The 15,335-nt window shown below is 74.1% G+C and carries 11 protein-coding genes; 7 read left to right on the top strand and 4 right to left on the bottom strand.

Going from position 1 to position 15,335, the window contains the following annotated elements:
- Positions 1-82: 82 nt before the first annotated feature.
- Positions 83-2,380 (top strand): RelA/SpoT family protein, encoded by a 2,298-nt coding sequence (locus PGB27_RS06645; RefSeq protein WP_274199632.1) that lies wholly within the window; start codon positions 83-85, stop codon positions 2,378-2,380.
- A gap of 16 nt (positions 2,381-2,396) precedes the next feature.
- On the opposite strand, the gene PGB27_RS06640 is transcribed toward PGB27_RS06645, so the two are convergent.
- Entirely contained in the window at positions 2,397-3,722 is a 1,326-nt protein-coding gene (locus PGB27_RS06640; protein WP_274199550.1) for an AI-2E family transporter, read from the bottom strand.
- A gap of 87 nt (positions 3,723-3,809) precedes the next feature.
- Between PGB27_RS06640 and pyk the strand changes: the two genes are divergently transcribed.
- Positions 3,810-5,228, top strand: coding sequence for a pyruvate kinase (gene pyk, locus PGB27_RS06635; protein WP_274199549.1), 1,419 nt, complete (start codon positions 3,810-3,812; stop codon positions 5,226-5,228).
- Between the two features lies 1 nt (position 5,229).
- Positions 5,230-6,414, top strand: a complete 1,185-nt coding sequence (locus PGB27_RS06630) for a MalY/PatB family protein (RefSeq protein WP_274199548.1) — start codon at positions 5,230-5,232, stop codon at positions 6,412-6,414.
- Between the two features lie 32 nt (positions 6,415-6,446).
- Here PGB27_RS06630 and PGB27_RS06625 read toward each other — a convergent pair whose 3' ends face one another.
- Entirely contained in the window at positions 6,447-6,752 is a 306-nt protein-coding gene (locus PGB27_RS06625; protein ID WP_274199547.1) for an antibiotic biosynthesis monooxygenase family protein, read from the bottom strand.
- A gap of 83 nt (positions 6,753-6,835) precedes the next feature.
- A complete protein-coding gene (locus tag PGB27_RS06620; protein ID WP_274199546.1) occupies positions 6,836-9,829 on the bottom strand; it encodes an FAD-binding and (Fe-S)-binding domain-containing protein in 2,994 nt (997 codons plus the stop codon).
- A gap of 109 nt (positions 9,830-9,938) precedes the next feature.
- On the opposite strand from PGB27_RS06620, the gene PGB27_RS06615 reads away from it, so the two are divergent.
- The 4 genes from PGB27_RS06615 to acs all read left to right on the top strand — a co-directional run bounded on the left by PGB27_RS06615 (position 9,939) and on the right by acs (position 13,486).
- A complete protein-coding gene (locus tag PGB27_RS06615) occupies positions 9,939-10,355 on the top strand; it encodes a CoA-binding protein (RefSeq protein WP_274199545.1) in 417 nt (138 codons plus the stop codon).
- Positions 10,352-10,867, top strand: coding sequence for an STM3941 family protein (locus tag PGB27_RS06610; protein ID WP_274199544.1), 516 nt, complete (start codon positions 10,352-10,354; stop codon positions 10,865-10,867). Before PGB27_RS06615 ends, PGB27_RS06610 begins: the two co-directional genes overlap by 4 nt.
- Positions 10,864-11,475 carry a protein-L-isoaspartate(D-aspartate) O-methyltransferase gene (locus tag PGB27_RS06605; RefSeq protein ID WP_274199543.1) on the top strand — a complete coding sequence of 204 codons (612 nt, stop codon included), beginning with the start codon at positions 10,864-10,866 and terminating at the stop codon, positions 11,473-11,475. The genes PGB27_RS06610 and PGB27_RS06605 overlap by 4 nt, the downstream gene beginning before the upstream one ends.
- 94 nt (positions 11,476-11,569) lie before the next feature.
- A complete protein-coding gene (gene acs / locus PGB27_RS06600; RefSeq protein WP_274199542.1) occupies positions 11,570-13,486 on the top strand; it encodes an acetate--CoA ligase in 1,917 nt (638 codons plus the stop codon).
- On the opposite strand, the gene treZ is transcribed toward acs, so the two are convergent.
- Positions 13,474-15,249, bottom strand: a complete 1,776-nt coding sequence (gene treZ / locus PGB27_RS06595; RefSeq protein ID WP_274199541.1) for a malto-oligosyltrehalose trehalohydrolase — start codon at positions 15,247-15,249, stop codon at positions 13,474-13,476. The genes acs and treZ overlap by 13 nt on opposite strands.
- Positions 15,250-15,335 lie beyond the last annotated feature (86 nt).

Below are 15,335 nucleotides of genomic sequence, written 5' to 3'. Positions count from 1 at the left end.
CACCGGCTCCGGTCCCGCCGACGTGTCCTCCGCCTCCGAGGACGCCGTCCTCGACGCCGCCGGCCTCTCGCCCGCGCGGCCGATCAGCCCCACGCGCCCGCCGTCGGCCACCCGCCGCGTCCGCGCCCGCATCGCGCGGCGCATCACCGCCCAGCGCTCCGGCGCGGTCAAGCCGGTGCTCGAGCCGCTGGCCGCGGTGCACCGCGAGCTGCACCCGTCGGCGGACATGGCCACGCTGCAGCGCGCCTACGACACGGCCGAGCGCTTCCACGACGGCCAGATGCGCAAGAGCGGGGACCCCTACATCACCCACCCGCTGGCCGTCGCCACCATCCTCGGCGAGCTCGGGATGGACACGACGACGCTGGTCGCGGCCCTGCTGCACGACACCGTCGAGGACACCGACTACTCGCTGGACAAGCTCTCGGCGGACTTCGGCGCCGAGGTGGCCCACCTCGTCGACGGCGTCACCAAGCTCGACAAGGTCCAGCTCGGCGCGGCCGCCGAGGCCGAGACGATCCGCAAGATGGTCGTGGCGATGGCGCGCGACCCGCGCGTGCTCGTCATCAAGCTGGCCGACCGGCTGCACAACATGCGCACGATGCGCTTCCTCAAGCCCGAGAAGCAGGCCAAGAAGGCCCGCGAGACCCTCGAGGTGCTCGCGCCCCTGGCCCACCGGCTGGGGATGTCGACGGTCAAGTGGGAGCTCGAGGACCTCGCGTTCGCGATCCTGCACCCCAAGCGCTACGACGAGATCGTGCGCCTGGTGGCCGACCGCGCGCCGAGCCGCGACACCTACCTGCGCACGGTGATCGACGAGGTCTCCGGGCAGCTCACCGAGGCGCGGGTGAAGGCCGAGGTGCTCGGCCGACCGAAGCACTACTACTCGATCTACCAGAAGATGATCGTCAAGGGGAAGGACTTCGACGACATCCACGACCTGGTGGGCGTGCGGGTGCTCGTCGAGGACGTCCGCGACTGCTACGCCGCGATGGGCATGGTCCACGCGCTGTGGCAGCCGATGCCCGGGCGGTTCAAGGACTACATCGCCCAGCCGCGCTTCGGCGTCTACCAGTCGCTGCACACCACGGTGATCGGGCCGGACGGGCAGCCGCTCGAGGTGCAGATCCGCACCCACGAGATGCACCGCACCGCCGAGTACGGCATCGCCGCGCACTGGCGGTACAAGGAGACCAAGGGCGCGCACAAGAACGGCTCGGCCGGGGACGGCACCCTCGAGCTCGACGAGATGGCCTGGATGCGCCAGCTGCTCGACTGGCAGCGCGAGGCCGCGGACCCCGGCGAGTTCCTCGAGTCCCTGCGCTACGACCTCGCGACCCGCGAGATCTTCGTCTTCACGCCCAAGGGCGACGTCATCACGCTGCCCAGCGGGTCGACGCCGGTCGACTTCGCCTACGCCGTGCACACCGAGGTCGGCAACAAGTGCATCGGCAGCCGCGTCAACGGCCGCCTCGTCGCGCTCGAGCGCGAGCTCGAGAACGGCGAGGTCGTCGAGATCTTCACCTCGAAGGCCGAGGGCGCCGGGCCGTCGCGCGACTGGCTGTCGTTCGTCGCCTCGCCGCGGGCCAAGCAGAAGATCAAGCAGTGGTTCGCCAAGGAGCGCCGCGAGGAGGCGATCGAGGGCGGCAAGGAGGCGATCACGCGCGAGGCGCGGCGCACCGGCCTGCCGCTGCAGCGCCTCGTCTCCGCCGACTCGATGACCGCGCTGGCCCACGAGCTGCGCTACCAGGACGTCTCGTCCCTGTACGCCGCCGTCGGCGAGCACCACGTCTCGGCCCGCCACGTCGTGCAGCGCCTCGTCGCCCTGCTCGGCGGGGTGGAGCAGAACGAGGAGGAGCTCGCCGACCGCGCGACGCCCTCGACCGTCCAGCGCCGCCGCGGGACCGGCGACGTCGGCGTCGTCATCGACGACATGGAGGACGCCGACGACTCCTCCGACGTCTGGATCAAGCTCGCGCGGTGCTGCACGCCGGTCCCGGGCGACGGCATCCTCGGCTTCGTCACCCGCGGCGGCGGGGTCAGCGTCCACCGCACCGACTGCACCAACGCCGACGAGCTGCGCAGCGAGCCCGAGCGGCTGGTCAACGTCCACTGGGCGTCGTCCTCGAGCGCGCTGTTCCTCGTCGCGATCCAGGCCGAGGCGCTCGACCGGCACCGCCTGCTCTCCGACATCACCAAGGTCCTCGCCGACGAGAAGGTCAACATCCTCTCGGCGTCGGTGACCACGTCCCGCGACCGCGTGGCGGTCAGCCGCTTCTCGTTCGAGATGGGCGACCCCAAGCACCTCGGGCACGTGCTCAAGGCCGTCCGCAACGTCGAGGGCGTCTACGACGTCTACCGCGTGACCTCGGCGAGCTGAGGGTCCCGCCGGCGACTCAGGAGGTGCGTCGGCGGATGAGGCCGGAGAGGCGTCCCCGCAGCCGCGAGGGCGAGGACCCGGTCGCGAGCCACTCGGGGCGGGCCGAGTGCGGGTCGAGCGGGTTGACCGTCGCCGGGTCGACCTCGCCGTCCGAGGGCCGGACCAGCGAGCGGATGCCGGAGTCGAGCACCGTCACCAGCGGCACCGCGAGCAGCGCGCCGGGGATGCCGGCGAGGACCAGGCCGCACGCGATCGGCAGCACGACGGCGAGCGGGTGCAGCTTGATCGACCGCCCGAGCAGGAGGGGCTGGAGGATGTAGCCCTCGATGTTCTGCACGAGCAGCAGCAGCAGGACGACGAGCAGGGCGTCGGTCAGCCCACCGCTGACCAGGGCGACGAGCACCGCGACGACACCGGTGACGACGGCGCCGAGGGTCGGGACGAAGGCGCCGAAGAAGATCAGCGCGGCGAGGGGGACGGCCAGGGGCACCCCGATGAGCCAGAGGCCGACGCCGGCGGTGATCGCGTCGGCGGCCGCGACGAGGACCGTCGCCCGGGTGTAGCCGACGAGGGAGGCGAAGGCGCGGCGGCCGGCGACGTCGGCCCGGTCGCGCGCCGCCTTCGGGACCCCGGACAGCACGAAGCGCCAGACGATGCCGCCGTCGTAGACGAGGAAGATCAGCGTGAACAGCGTCAGCAGCATCTCGGTGAACAGCTCGCCGACCGTGCCGACGGCGCCGAGCGCGCTGGTGGCGAGCGTCGCCTGGCTGGACTGGAGGTAGGCGATGGCCTGGTTGCCGATCGCCGTGAACTGCTCGTTGTTGAGCCCGAGCGGTCCAGTGCGCAGCCACTGCTGGATGCCGGTGAGGCTCGCGGTGAGCTGGGTCGTGAGGTCGGGCAGGCCGGAGATGAAGGCGAGCACGACGCCGTAGAAGACGCCGCCGACGATCGCGATGCCGGCGAAGAGGACCAGCGCCGTCGCGAGCGCGTGCGGCACGGGACCGAAGCGCCGCGACAGCGCGTGCGCCTCCGGCGCGAGCAGGGAGGCGGCGATGACCGCGAGCACCACCGGGATGAGCACCGCCTGCAGCAGGCCCATGACGTAGAGGACCGCGTAGCCCGCCGCAGCGAGCAGCAGCACCCGCCAGGCCAGGCCGCTGGCGATCTCCAGGGCGACCGGGACCTCCCAGCGCCGCGCCGGGGTCACGACAGGAGACGGTCCGCGGTCGACGGTGCTGCCGCCGGTGACACCGCCGGGGAGGTCGCCGATGTCGCGTGGCGGGCCCGCGGCGACGGCGGGTCCCGGGTCGTCGGGACCCGGGGGATCCGCCGCCGCGCTCATCGGCTCACCGTAGTCGGACGCCCGCCCGTCGGCTCCGGGTCCGCCGGAGCGCTGCTGGATCGGTGCAGTGCTGGCTAGCATGGGACCGTGAGCCGACGAGCCAAGATCGTGTGCACGCTGGGGCCCGCGACCTCCACCCCGGAGGCCATCCGCGACCTCGTCCGCGCCGGGATGGACGTGGCCCGGCTCAACTTCAGCCACGGCACGCACGCCGAGCACGAACGCATCTACCGGCTCGTCCGCGAGGCGGCGGACGCCGAGGGCCGCGCGGTCGGCATCCTCGCCGACCTCCAGGGCCCGAAGATCCGGCTGGGGACGTTCGCCGACGGCCCGCAGATGTGGGCGACCGGCGAGACGGTGCGCATCACCACCGAGGACGTCGAGGGCACCCACGACCGGGTCTCCACCACCTACTCCGGCCTCGCCGACGACTGCCGCGTCGGCGAGTCCCTGCTGGTCGACGACGGCAACGTGGCCCTCGAGGTCACCGCGGTGGAGGGTCGCGACGTCGTCGCCCGCGTGGTCGAGGGCGGCAAGGTCTCCGACCACAAGGGCATCTCGCTGCCCAACACCGCGGTGTCCGTGCCGGCGATGAGCGACAAGGACGAGGCCGACCTGCGCTTCGCGCTCGGGCTGCGCGTCGACATGATCGCGCTGTCGTTCGTGCGCTCGCCCGCCGACGCCGAGCTGGTCCACAAGATCATGGACGAGTACGGCGCCCGCCTGCCGGTGATCGCCAAGCTGGAGAAGCCCGAGGCCGTCGACGCGCTCGAGGCGATCGTGCTGGCCTTCGACGCGATCATGGTCGCCCGCGGCGACCTGGGCGTCGAGCTGGCGCTGGAGGACGTCCCGCTGGTGCAGAAGCGCGCGGTGCAGATCGCACGCGAGAACGCCAAGCCGGTGGTTGTCGCCACCCAGATGCTCGAGTCGATGATCCACAACTTCCGGCCGACGCGCGCCGAGGCGTCCGACGTCGCCAACGCGGTGCTCGACGGCGCCGACGCGGTGATGCTCTCCGGCGAGACGAGCGTCGGCTCCTACCCGATCGAGACGGTGTCGACGATGGCCCGCATCGTCGCGGCGGTCGAGGTCGGGCCGGCGTCGGTGCCGCCGATCCAGCACGTGCCGCGCACCCAGCGGGGCGTGGTGACCACGGCGGCGCGCGACATCGGGGAGCGGCTCAACGCCCGCGCGCTGGTGGCGTTCACGCGCACCGGCGACACGGTGCGCCGCCTCGCGCGGCTGCACACCCGCCTGCCGGTGCTGGCGTTCACCCCGATCCCCGAGGTCCGCAGCCAGCTCTCGCTGAGCTGGGGGGTGGAGACGTTCCTCGTGGACTGGGCCGACACCACCGACGCGATGATCCGCCAGGTCGACGCGTGCCTCCTGGAGATCGGGCGCTTCGCGGCGGGCGAGCTCGTCGTCATCGTCTCCGGCTCGCCACCCGGCACGGTCGGCAAGACCAACCTGCTGCGCGTGCACAAGATCGGCGAGGACAGTCGCTGAGGTGACGGACACGGCGCACCGGTTCGACGCCCTCACCGCCGAGCACATGCGGGCCGGCGGGTCGTGGAAGTGGTCGACGCCGGGGGAGTGGCACGGGCACGGTCGGTCGGGCCTGATCGGGGCGTTCGTCGCCGAGATGGACTACCCGGTGGCCGACGCGGTGGCGGACGCGGTGCGGGCGAGCGCCGACGGGTCGCGGTTCGGCTACCTGCCCGACGACTGGGTGGCCGACATGGCGGCCGCGACCTCGGCGTTCTGGGGCGACCGGTTCGGGTGGACGCCAGACCCCGCGTGGGTGCGCCCGGTGCCCGACGTGCTGACCGCGTTTACGGCGACGGTCCGGCACTTCACGCGCCCGGGCAGCGCGATCCTGCTGCCGACCCCGGCGTACATGCCGTTCCTCACGGTGCCGGCGATGCTCGACCGGCCGCTCGTGCAGGTGCCGATGGCGCGGTCCGGCGGGCGGTTGGTGCTCGACCTCGACGCGATCGACCGCGGTTTCGCCGACGGGGCGGGCCTGCTGGTGCTGACGAACCCGCACAACCCGACCGGGCGGGTGTTCGACGCCGACGAGCTCGCCGCGGTGGCCGAGGTCGTCGAGCGGCACGGGGCGCGGGTGTTCGCCGACGAGATCCACGCGCCGCTGACGTTCTCGGGCGCGCGCCACCGGCCCTACGCGACGACGTCCGCCGCGGCCGCGGGGCACACGATCACCGCGACCTCGGCGTCGAAGGCGTGGAACACCCCGGGGCTGAAGTGCGGGCAGGTCATCCTGTCCGACGCCGCCGACGCCGAGCACTGGACGGCGACCGGCTACCTCGCCGAGCACGGCACCGCGACCCCCGGCGTGCTGGCGACGACCGCGGCGTACCGCGACGCGCGCGGCTGGCTCGACGACGTGCTCGCCTACCTCGACGGGAACCGCGCCCTGCTCGCCGCGGCCGACCTGCCCGGCATCGACGTGACGGTCCCCGACGGCACCTACCTGGCGTGGCTCGACGCCCGCGGGCTGGGGCTGGACGAGCCCCCGTCGGCGTTCTTCACCCGCGAGGCGGGCGTGGTCATGACCGACGGCGCGGCGTGCGGCGAGGCCGGCCGCGGCGGCATGCGGCTCAACATCGCCATGGCCCGCCCCGTCCTCGCCGAGGCCCTGGACCGCATCGATGCCGCCGTCCGACTCATGTGAGCGATCTTCGGTGCTACAGCACCGAAGATCGCTCACGAAGGGTCGCGGCGGTCCGGCGGGGCGATCAGGTAGTTGTGGACCTCGGCCATCGTGACCTCGGGGCGGTCGATCCCGAGGTGCTCGAGGACCGGGGCGAGCCGCCCACCGACGAACCGGTCGAACGCCTCGGCCGACTCCCACACGTCCACGCCGCGGAACCCGTCGTCGGTCGGGACCGTGTAGTGGAACAGGCAGCCGGGTTCGGAGTCGCCGCCGCGGCGGAACTCCAGACGCCGGAGCAGGTCGTCGTACGTGGTCAGCGAGACCCCGTGGAAGGTGGTCTCCACCGCGATCGCCATCGTCGCCCCCCGTGGTGCGTGACACGGTCCCCGACGTCATCGTCGCGGGTGCCGGGGACGCCCGCCAGGCTCCGTCCGGCCGCTCAGCCGGGCCAGGGGAGGTCCTCCGGAGGGAGCCCCGAGGCGAGCAGCGAGGCGAGGTGGTCGCCGCGGCGGGTGGTGAGCTGGTCGATCTGGGTGCGGCAGGAGAACCCGTCGGCGACCACCGCGGTGTCCTCGGCGGCCCCGCGGACGCGGGGGAGCAGCACCTGCTCGCCGCACGCCACCGACACCTCGTAGTGCCCCTCCTCGAACCCGAAGTTGCCCGCGAGCCCGCAGCAGCCCGAGTCGAGGACCTCCACCTCGGCGCCCGCTCGCGCCAGCACCGCCGTCTCCGCGCCGTAGCCACCGGTGGCGTGCTGGTGGCAGTGCTGCTGGACGATGACGTCGCGGCCGGCGAGCCCGGGCGGCGTCCAGTCGGGGGCGCGCTCGGCGAGCAGGCGGCCCAGCGTCGTCGTCGCCGCCGCGATCGCCTCCGCACGCGGGCCGGGCAGGAGGTTCGGGGCGTCGTCGGTGAAGACTGCGGTGCAGCTGGGCTCGAGGCCGACGATCGGCATGCCCTGGCCCACCGCCGGGGCCAGCGCGTCGAGCGTCCGCCCGAGCACGCGCTTCGCGACGTCGAGCTGGCCCGTCGTCACCCACGTCAGCCCGCAGCACAGCTCCTGCGGCTTTCCCCGGGTCGAGCTCCGCTGCGCCACGTCTCCCGGCAGTCGCACCCGGAACCCCGCGGCCTCCAGCACCCGCACCGCGTCGGCGCCGGCCCGCGGGTGCAGGAACTCGGTGAACGTGTCCGGCCAGAGCAGCACCTCGCCGCGCGTCGCCGTGCCGCCCTGCGGGAACGGCCCGCGGGCGCGGTACCAGTGCGAGAACCGCGGGGTGGCGAACGTCGGGATCGTGCGGCGGGCATCGATGCCGCCGGCGCGCTTGAGCAGGCCCGCGGCCCGGGACGACGTCAGGCGGTTGACCAGCGGTGCCAGCGGCGACGCGACGCGGGCGATGGCGGGCAGCCAGCCCATCGACAGGTGCGAGCGCGGGCGGCGCCACGGCCGGCCCTCGTAATGGTGGTGCAGGAACTCGGCCTTGTAGGTGGCCATGTCGACGTTGACCGGGCAGTCGGACAGGCAGCCCTTGCACGCCAGGCACAGGTCGAGGGCGTCGCGGACCTCGGTCGAGCGCCAGCCGTCGTGGATGGGCGAGTCGGCGTGGCCGCGCAGCATCTCCCACAGCAGCCGCGAGCGTCCGCGGGTGGAGTGGTGCTCCTCGCCGGTGACCCGGTACGAGGGGCACATGACGTCGCCCTCGGTGCGCCGGCAGCGCCCCACGCCGATGCAGCGCTCGATCGCGCGGGTGAAGCGGCCGTCGTCGGACGGGTAGGCGAACGCCGACGGCGGGTCGGCGGGGTCGTAGTCGGCGCCGACGTGCAGGTGCTCGTCGAGGCGGTAGGGGTGCACGACCTTGCCGGGGTTCATCCGGTTGCGCGGGTCGAACACCGCCTTCACCGACTCGAACGCGTGCACGAGCTCGGGGCCGTACATGCGCTCGAGCAGCTCGCCGCGGGACTGGCCGTCGCCGTGCTCGCCCGAGAGCGACCCGCCGTACTTCACGCACAGGTCCGCCGAGCGCTCCATGAACGACCGGTAGGCCGCGATCCCGGCGGGCGAGCCGAGGTCGAACGGGATGCGCGTGTGGATGCAGCCGTGCCCGAAGTGCCCGTAGATCGCGGTGCCCTCGGTGAACCCGTACTCGTCGACGAGCGCGACCCACTCGGCCAGGTAGTCGGCGAGCCGGTCGGTGGGCAGGGCCGCGTCCTCCCAGCCCTCGTAGTTGTCGATCCCGGTGCGCGGATCGCGGGCGGACACCGCCAGCGCCGACTCGCGGATCGCGAAGAGCTCGGCCTGCTCGGCGCGGTCGGTGACGGTGAGGACGGAGCAGGTCCCCTCCAGTTCGGCGGCCAGGGCCCGCGCGCGTTCCTGGGCCCGGCCGGCGTCGTCGTCGCGCATCTGGGCCATCAGCCAGCTGTGGCCCGCGGGCATCGCGGCCATCGCCCGCTGGTGCACGCCCTTGGCCCGCTCGAACTCGACGATGTTGCGGTCGATGCACTCCAGGAAGTGCGGGGCGTGGGGGAGGATCGTGTCGACGGAGCGCGCGGCGGCGACGACGTCGTCGAACCCGAGCACCACCAGCGCGGTCTCGGGCGCCTCGGTGACGAGGTCGAGCTCGGCGTGCAGCACCGTGACCAGCGTCGACTCCGACCCGACCAGCGCCTTGGCGAGGTCGAAGGACGAGCCGGGCACGAGGTCGTCGAGGTTGTAGCCCGAGACGCGCCGCGGGATGTCGGGGAAGCGCTCGGCGACGAGCTGCGCGTGGTCCTCGGCGATCGCCCGCAGGCCCCGATAGATCTCCGCGCGGCGCCCGCCGGCGGCCTGGATCGCCGCGTACTCCTCCGCCGAGGTCGGCCCCACCCACATCCGCAGGCCGTCGTAGGTGAGCACCTCGAGGCGCCGGACGTTGTCGGCGACCTTGCCGAACACCTGCGCGGTCGATCCGCAGGAGTTGTTGCCGATCATCCCGCCGAGCGTGCAGCTGACGTGCGTCGCGGGCTTCGGGCCGTAGATGAGGCGGCCGGGCAGGGCGGCGTTGAGGTCGTCGAGCTTGATGCCGGGCTCGACGACGCAGGTGCGCTGCTGCTCGTCCACCGAGACGATCCGGGTGCAGTACTTCGACCAGTCGATCACCACCGCGGCGTTGCAGCACTGGCCGGCGAGGCTCGTGCCGCCGCCGCGGGACAGCACCGGCACGTCGTGCTCGCGGCACACCGCGAGCGCGGCGACGCCGGCGTCGATCGTGCGCGGGACGACGACGCCGATCGGGACCTGGCGGTAGTTCGAGGCGTCGACCGCGTAGGCGGCGCGCGAGCCGGCGTCGAAGCGGACCTCGCCGTCGACCCGCGCGGCGAGGTCCCGGGCCAGCGCCTCCTCGGGGCCCGACGGAGGGCTCTGCGGGCGCGTGCGCGGGGAGGGCAGGTCGACCGTGGCCACCGTCCGACCTTGGGCGCCCCTCGTCCCCGGCGCAAGTTCTCCCTCTCGTGAGCACTTTCCACGGCCATGGGCGGCGAAAGTGCTCACGAGGGTGCGGGAGGATGACGGCGTGGAGAGCGACGAGGCCGTCGGTGCGCTGCTGGGCAAGGTCCAGCGCGTCGCGGTCGTCGGCGTCTCCGACCGCTTCACCCGCCCCAGCTTCCGCATCGCCGCCTACCTGCTCGACCGCACGGCGTGGACGGTCGACCTCGTCAACCCGCACGTCGTCGAGACGCTCGGCCGGCTCTGCGCCCCGACCCTCGCCGACGTCCCCACCCCGGACCTCGTCGTCGTCTTCCGCGCGCCGGAGGCCTGGGACGCGGTCGTCGACGAGGCCGCCGCGGCCGGGGCGGGCGCGGTGTGGCTGCCCGGCGGGGTCGCCGACGCGGACACGACGGCCCGGACGGTCGCGCGCGCTCGGGCCGCCGGCGTGGCGGCCGTCGCCGACCGCGACGTGCGCGCGGAGCACAAGCGGTGGTGCGCATGAGCGACGTCGTCCGTGAGCCCGGCCGCCTCGAGGTCCGCGCGCCCCGCACCGCGCCCGCCGTGGCGCTCGCGACCGCCGTCGTCGGGCTCGCCGCGGGTGTGTGGCTGGTGCTCGGAGGCGGGACGGCGAGCGACGTCGTCGGCGTCGTGCTCGTCGTCTTCTTCGGGATCGGCGCGGTGCGGGCGGCGATGCGCCTGGTCCGCTCGCGCCCGCTGCTCGTCGCCACCGCCGAGGGCATCGACGACGGCGGGTCGATCGTCGCGGCGGGCTTCCTGCCCTGGTCGGAGCTCGGGTCGATCGACGTCCTGCCCGCCCGCGGCGGCGGGATGCTCGTCATCGGCGTGCGCGACCCCGAGGCGGTGCTCGCGCGCACGACCCCGGCCCGGGCGAAGGTCGGCCGCGCGCAGGCCGGGCGCCTGGGCAGCCCCGTCGTCCTGCCGCCGACGGTGCTGCCGGTGCCCGCCGAGGAGCTCGCCGCCGACCTGCAGGCACTGCGCCCGGACGACGCATGAGCGTCCACGAGCGGCGCCGCCACGCGATGGTCGCCGAGCTGCGCCGCCAGGGCATCCGCGACGAGCGGGTCCTCGCGGCCATGGCCGCGGTGCCGCGCCACCGGTTCGTGCCGGCCCACCGGGCGCACGAGGCGTACGGGTCGGGCCCGCTGCCGATCGCCTGCGGGCAGACGATCTCGGCGCCGGCGATGGTCGCCGCGATGGCCGAGGCGCTCGGGCTCACGGGCCGCGAGCGCGTGCTCGAGGTGGGCGCGGGCAGCGGCTACGCGGCGGCGGTGCTCTCGCGCCTCGCCGCCGAGGTCGTCGCGATCGAGTACCACCCGTCGCTGGCGGCCTCGGCCCGCGCCGCCCTCGCCGCGACCGGGCACCCCGTCGAGGTGCGCCACGGCGACGGCCGCCTCGGCGCCCCCGACCGGGCGCCGTTCGACGCGATCTCCGTGGCGGCCATGGCCGAGGGCGAGGTGCCCGCCGCGCTGCTCGAGCAGCTCACCGACGACGGCGTCCTCGTCTGCCCCGTCGGCCACGGCCGCCACGGCGACCTGCTCCGCGTGTTCGCGGACGGCCGCGAGGAGCGGCTCATGGCGGTGTCGTTCGTCCCGCTGCTCTGACGTGCACTGCGTGCTGGCGAGCAGAAAAGAGTGCTACAGCACGCTTTTCTGCTCACCTGCGCGGAGCGCACCACGCGGGGGCACCCGGGTGGGCATGAGCGACGTCGTCCCTCCCCGGCCCGGCCTCGCGGCCGACGCCAACGTCCCGGCCGCCGAGGCCCCGGCGCTGCGGGAGCGCGCGGCCGCGGACCCCGAGGCGTTCTGGCTCGAGCAGGCCCGCCGGCTGGAGTGGACGACGCCGCCGACCGAGGCCTACGACGGCGCCGACTTCCCCTTCGTCCGCTGGTTCGCCGACGGCACGCTCAACGTCGCGCGCAACTGCGTCGACCGGCACGTCGACGCCGGGCACGGCGAGAAGACGGCGCTGCTGTGGGAGGGCGAGCCCGGGGACGAGCGCCGCCTGACCTACGCCGACCTGCAGGCCGAGGTCGCCCGCTGCGCGCACGCGCTGACGGCGCTGGGCGTCGGGCGCGGCGACGTCGTCGTGGTCTACCTCCCGGTCCTCGTCGAGACCGTCGTGGTCATGCTGGCCTGCGCCCGGATCGGCGCGGTCCACTCGATGGTCTTCGGCGGCTTCTCGGCCGAGGCGCTGCGCTTCCGGGTGGTCGACGGCGCCGCGAAGCTCCTCGTCACCACCGACGGCCAGTACCGGCGCGGGCGGACGGTGCCGGTCAAGGACAACGCCGACGCCGCGGTCGACGGGGTCGACAGCGTCGAGCACGTCCTCGTCGTGCGCCGGACCGGCCAGGACGTGGCGTGGACGCCCGGGCGCGACGTGTGGTGGGACGAGGTCGTGGCCGGGCAGCCGGCCGAGCACGAGGCCGAGGCGCTCCCCGCCGAGACGCCGCTCTTCCTCATCTACACGTCGGGCACCACGGGGAAGCCGAAGGGCCTCGTGCACACCATGGGCGGCTACCTCACCCAGACCGCCTGGACCGCCTGGGCCTGCTTCGACCACCGCCCCGACGACGTCTACTGGTGCCAGGCCGACCTCGCCTGGGTCACCGCGCACACCTACGAGGTGTACGGGCCCCTGGCCAACGGCGTCACGCAGGTGCTCTACGAGGGCGCGCCGGACGCCCCGCACCGCGGCCGGCACTTCGAGATCGTCGCCAAGTACGGCGTCACCGTGTACTACACGGCGCCGACGCTGGTCCGGACGTTCATGCAGTGGGGCGAGGACGTCCCGGCGGCCCACGACCTGTCGTCGCTGCGGCTGCTCGGCTCGGTCGGCGAGGCGATCAACCCCGAGGCGTGGCGCTGGCTGCACACGCACGTCGGCGGCGGGCGGTGCCCGATCGTCGACACGTGGTGGCAGTCGGAGACGGGCGCGGCGATGGTCGCGCCGCTGCCCGGGGCCACGCCGCTCAAGCCCGGCTCGGCGACCCGGGCGCTGCCGGGCCTGTCGGTGCGGGTCGTCCACGAGGACGGCAGCACGTGCGCCCCCGACGAGGGCGGCCTGCTGGTCGTCGACCGCCCGTGGCCGGCGATGGCGCGCACCGTGTGGGGCGACCCCGACCGGTTCGTCACCTCCTACTTCGCCGACTTCCGCGACCGGGGCTGGTACCTCGCCGGCGACGGTGCCCGGATCGACGGCGACGGGTACGTCTGGCTCGAGGGGCGGGTCGACGACGTCATGAACGTCTCCGGGCACCGGCTGTCCTCGATCGAGGTGGAGTCGGCGCTGGTCAGCCACCCGCGGGTCGCCGAGGCGGGCGTCGTCGGGGCGCCGGACGCGACCACGGGGCAGACGATCGTCGCCTTCGTCGTGCTGCGCGACGGCGACACCGCCGATCCCACCGACGACCTGCGCGCCCACGTCACCCGCGAGCTCGGGCCCGTGGCCCGCCCGTCGCGGGTGGTGGTGGTCGACGCGCTGCCGAAGACCCGCAGCGGGAAGATCCTGCGACGGCTCCTGCTCGGCCTGACCCGTGGCGAGGAACCGGGCGACACGACCTCGCTCGTCGACCCCGAGGGCTTCGCCGCCCTCGCCGCGGACTACCGCTGCTGATCCACCCGCGTCAGCGCGAACGACTCCGGCGCCAGGGTCAGCGACCCGTCGCCGACGTCCACCCCGGACGGGGCGTAGAGCACCTCGCGGGCCGGGACCGGCAGGGTCGCCGGTGCCCCGCCGAGGTTCACCGCCAGGCGCAGGGTCCCGCGGTGCACGACGAGCGTGCGGGCCTGCGCGTCGTGGTCGACGCGCACCGGGTCGAGGTGCGGGTCGGTGAGCTCCGGGTGGGCGCGGCGCAGGGCGATGAGCTCGCGGTACACCCCCAGCAGTCCGGCGTGGGGCTCGCGCGTCGGCTCCGACCAGTCCAGCTTCGACGCCTCGAACGTCGCGTCGGCCGTCGGGTCGGGCACCTCCTCGGCGCCCCAGCCGTGCTCGGCGAACTCCTTGGTCCGCCCCTCGCGCACCGCGACCTGCAGGTCCGGGTCCTCGAAGCCCACGAAGAACGCCCACGGGGTGCGGGCGCCCCACTCCTCGCCCATGAACAGCATCGGCGTGTAGGGCGAGCAGAACACCAGCGCGGCCCCGCACCCCAGCAGGCCGGGCGAGAGCGTCGCCGAGAGCCGGTCGCCCGAGGCGCGGTTGCCGACCTGGTCGTGGTCCTGCAGGTAGGCCAGGAACCGGTGCCCGGGTGTGCGCAGCAGGTCGACGGGCCGCCCGTGGAGGCGGCCGCGGAACGTCGACCACGTGCCGGCGTGGTGGAACGGGTGGTGCAGGACCTCGGCCAGCGTGGCCAGGTCGCCGAAGTCGACGTAGTAGCCCTGGGTCTCGCCGGTGAGCGTCGAGTGCAGGGCGTGGTGGATGTCGTCGCACCACTGCGCGTCCAGGCCGTAGCCGCCGGCCTCCCGCGAGGTGATCAGCCGCGGGTCGTTGAGGTCGGACTCGGCGATGAGTGTCAGCGGGCGGCGCAGGTGGGCCGAGAGCGACGCGACGTGGTCGGCCATCTCCTCGAGCAGGTGGGTGGCGCGGGCGTCGCGCAGGGCGTGCACGGCGTCGAGGCGCAGCGCGTCGACGCCGTAGTCGCGCAGCCACATCGTGACGTTGTCGAGGATGTAGGCCCGCACGGTGTCCGAGCCGGGCCCGTCGAGGTTGAGCGAGGGCCCCCACACGTTCTCGCCGAGGAAGTAGGGCCCGAACCGGTCGAGATAGGCCCCGGACGGCCCGAGGTGGTTGTAGACGACGTCGAGCACGACGCCGAGACCGCGTGCGTGGCAGGCGTCGACGAACCGGCGGAAGGCCGCGGGCCCGCCGTAGTTCTCGGTGACCGCGTACCAGAGCACGCCGTCGTAGCCCCAGCCGCGCGTGCCGTCGAAGGCGTTGACCGGCAGGACCTCGACGAAGTCGACGCCGAGCTCGACGAGGTGGTCGAGGCGCTCCTCGGCGGAGGCGAACGTGCCCTCGGGCGTGAAGGTCCCGACGTGCATCTCGTAGATCACCGAGCCCGGCAGGGACCGTCCGGTCCAGGCCGCGTCGGCGGGGGAGGGCTCGACCTCGACCAGGCGCGACGCGGCGTGCACCCCGTGCGGCTGCCAGCGCGAGCGCGGGTCGGGCAGCGGGTCACCGCCGTCGAGGGAGAACGCGTAGTCGGTGCCGGGCCCGGCGTCGGGCACGCTCGCGTGCCACCACCCGCCGGTGCCCGCCGTCATCGGCTCCGTCCGGCCGCCCGGCCCACTCAGGACCAGCCCGACCGTCGTACGGTCGGGGGCCCAGACCGCGAACTCGTGTGTCACGGCCCGATGCTTCCCGACGGGCCGGTCGCGCATGCGCACTCGCGGCCGACCATGATGGTCGCCGGGTGCGACGACGCTCACGCGCGCGGGACGGGCACGACGGGCAGGAAGGGGAGGCG

The sequence above is a fragment of the Actinomycetospora lemnae genome (genome assembly GCF_028737315.1).
GTDB lineage: Bacteria > Actinomycetota > Actinomycetes > Mycobacteriales > Pseudonocardiaceae > Actinomycetospora > Actinomycetospora lemnae.
Note: the sequence above shows the minus strand (reverse complement) of the source record. Positions and strands in the feature narration are given on the sequence as shown.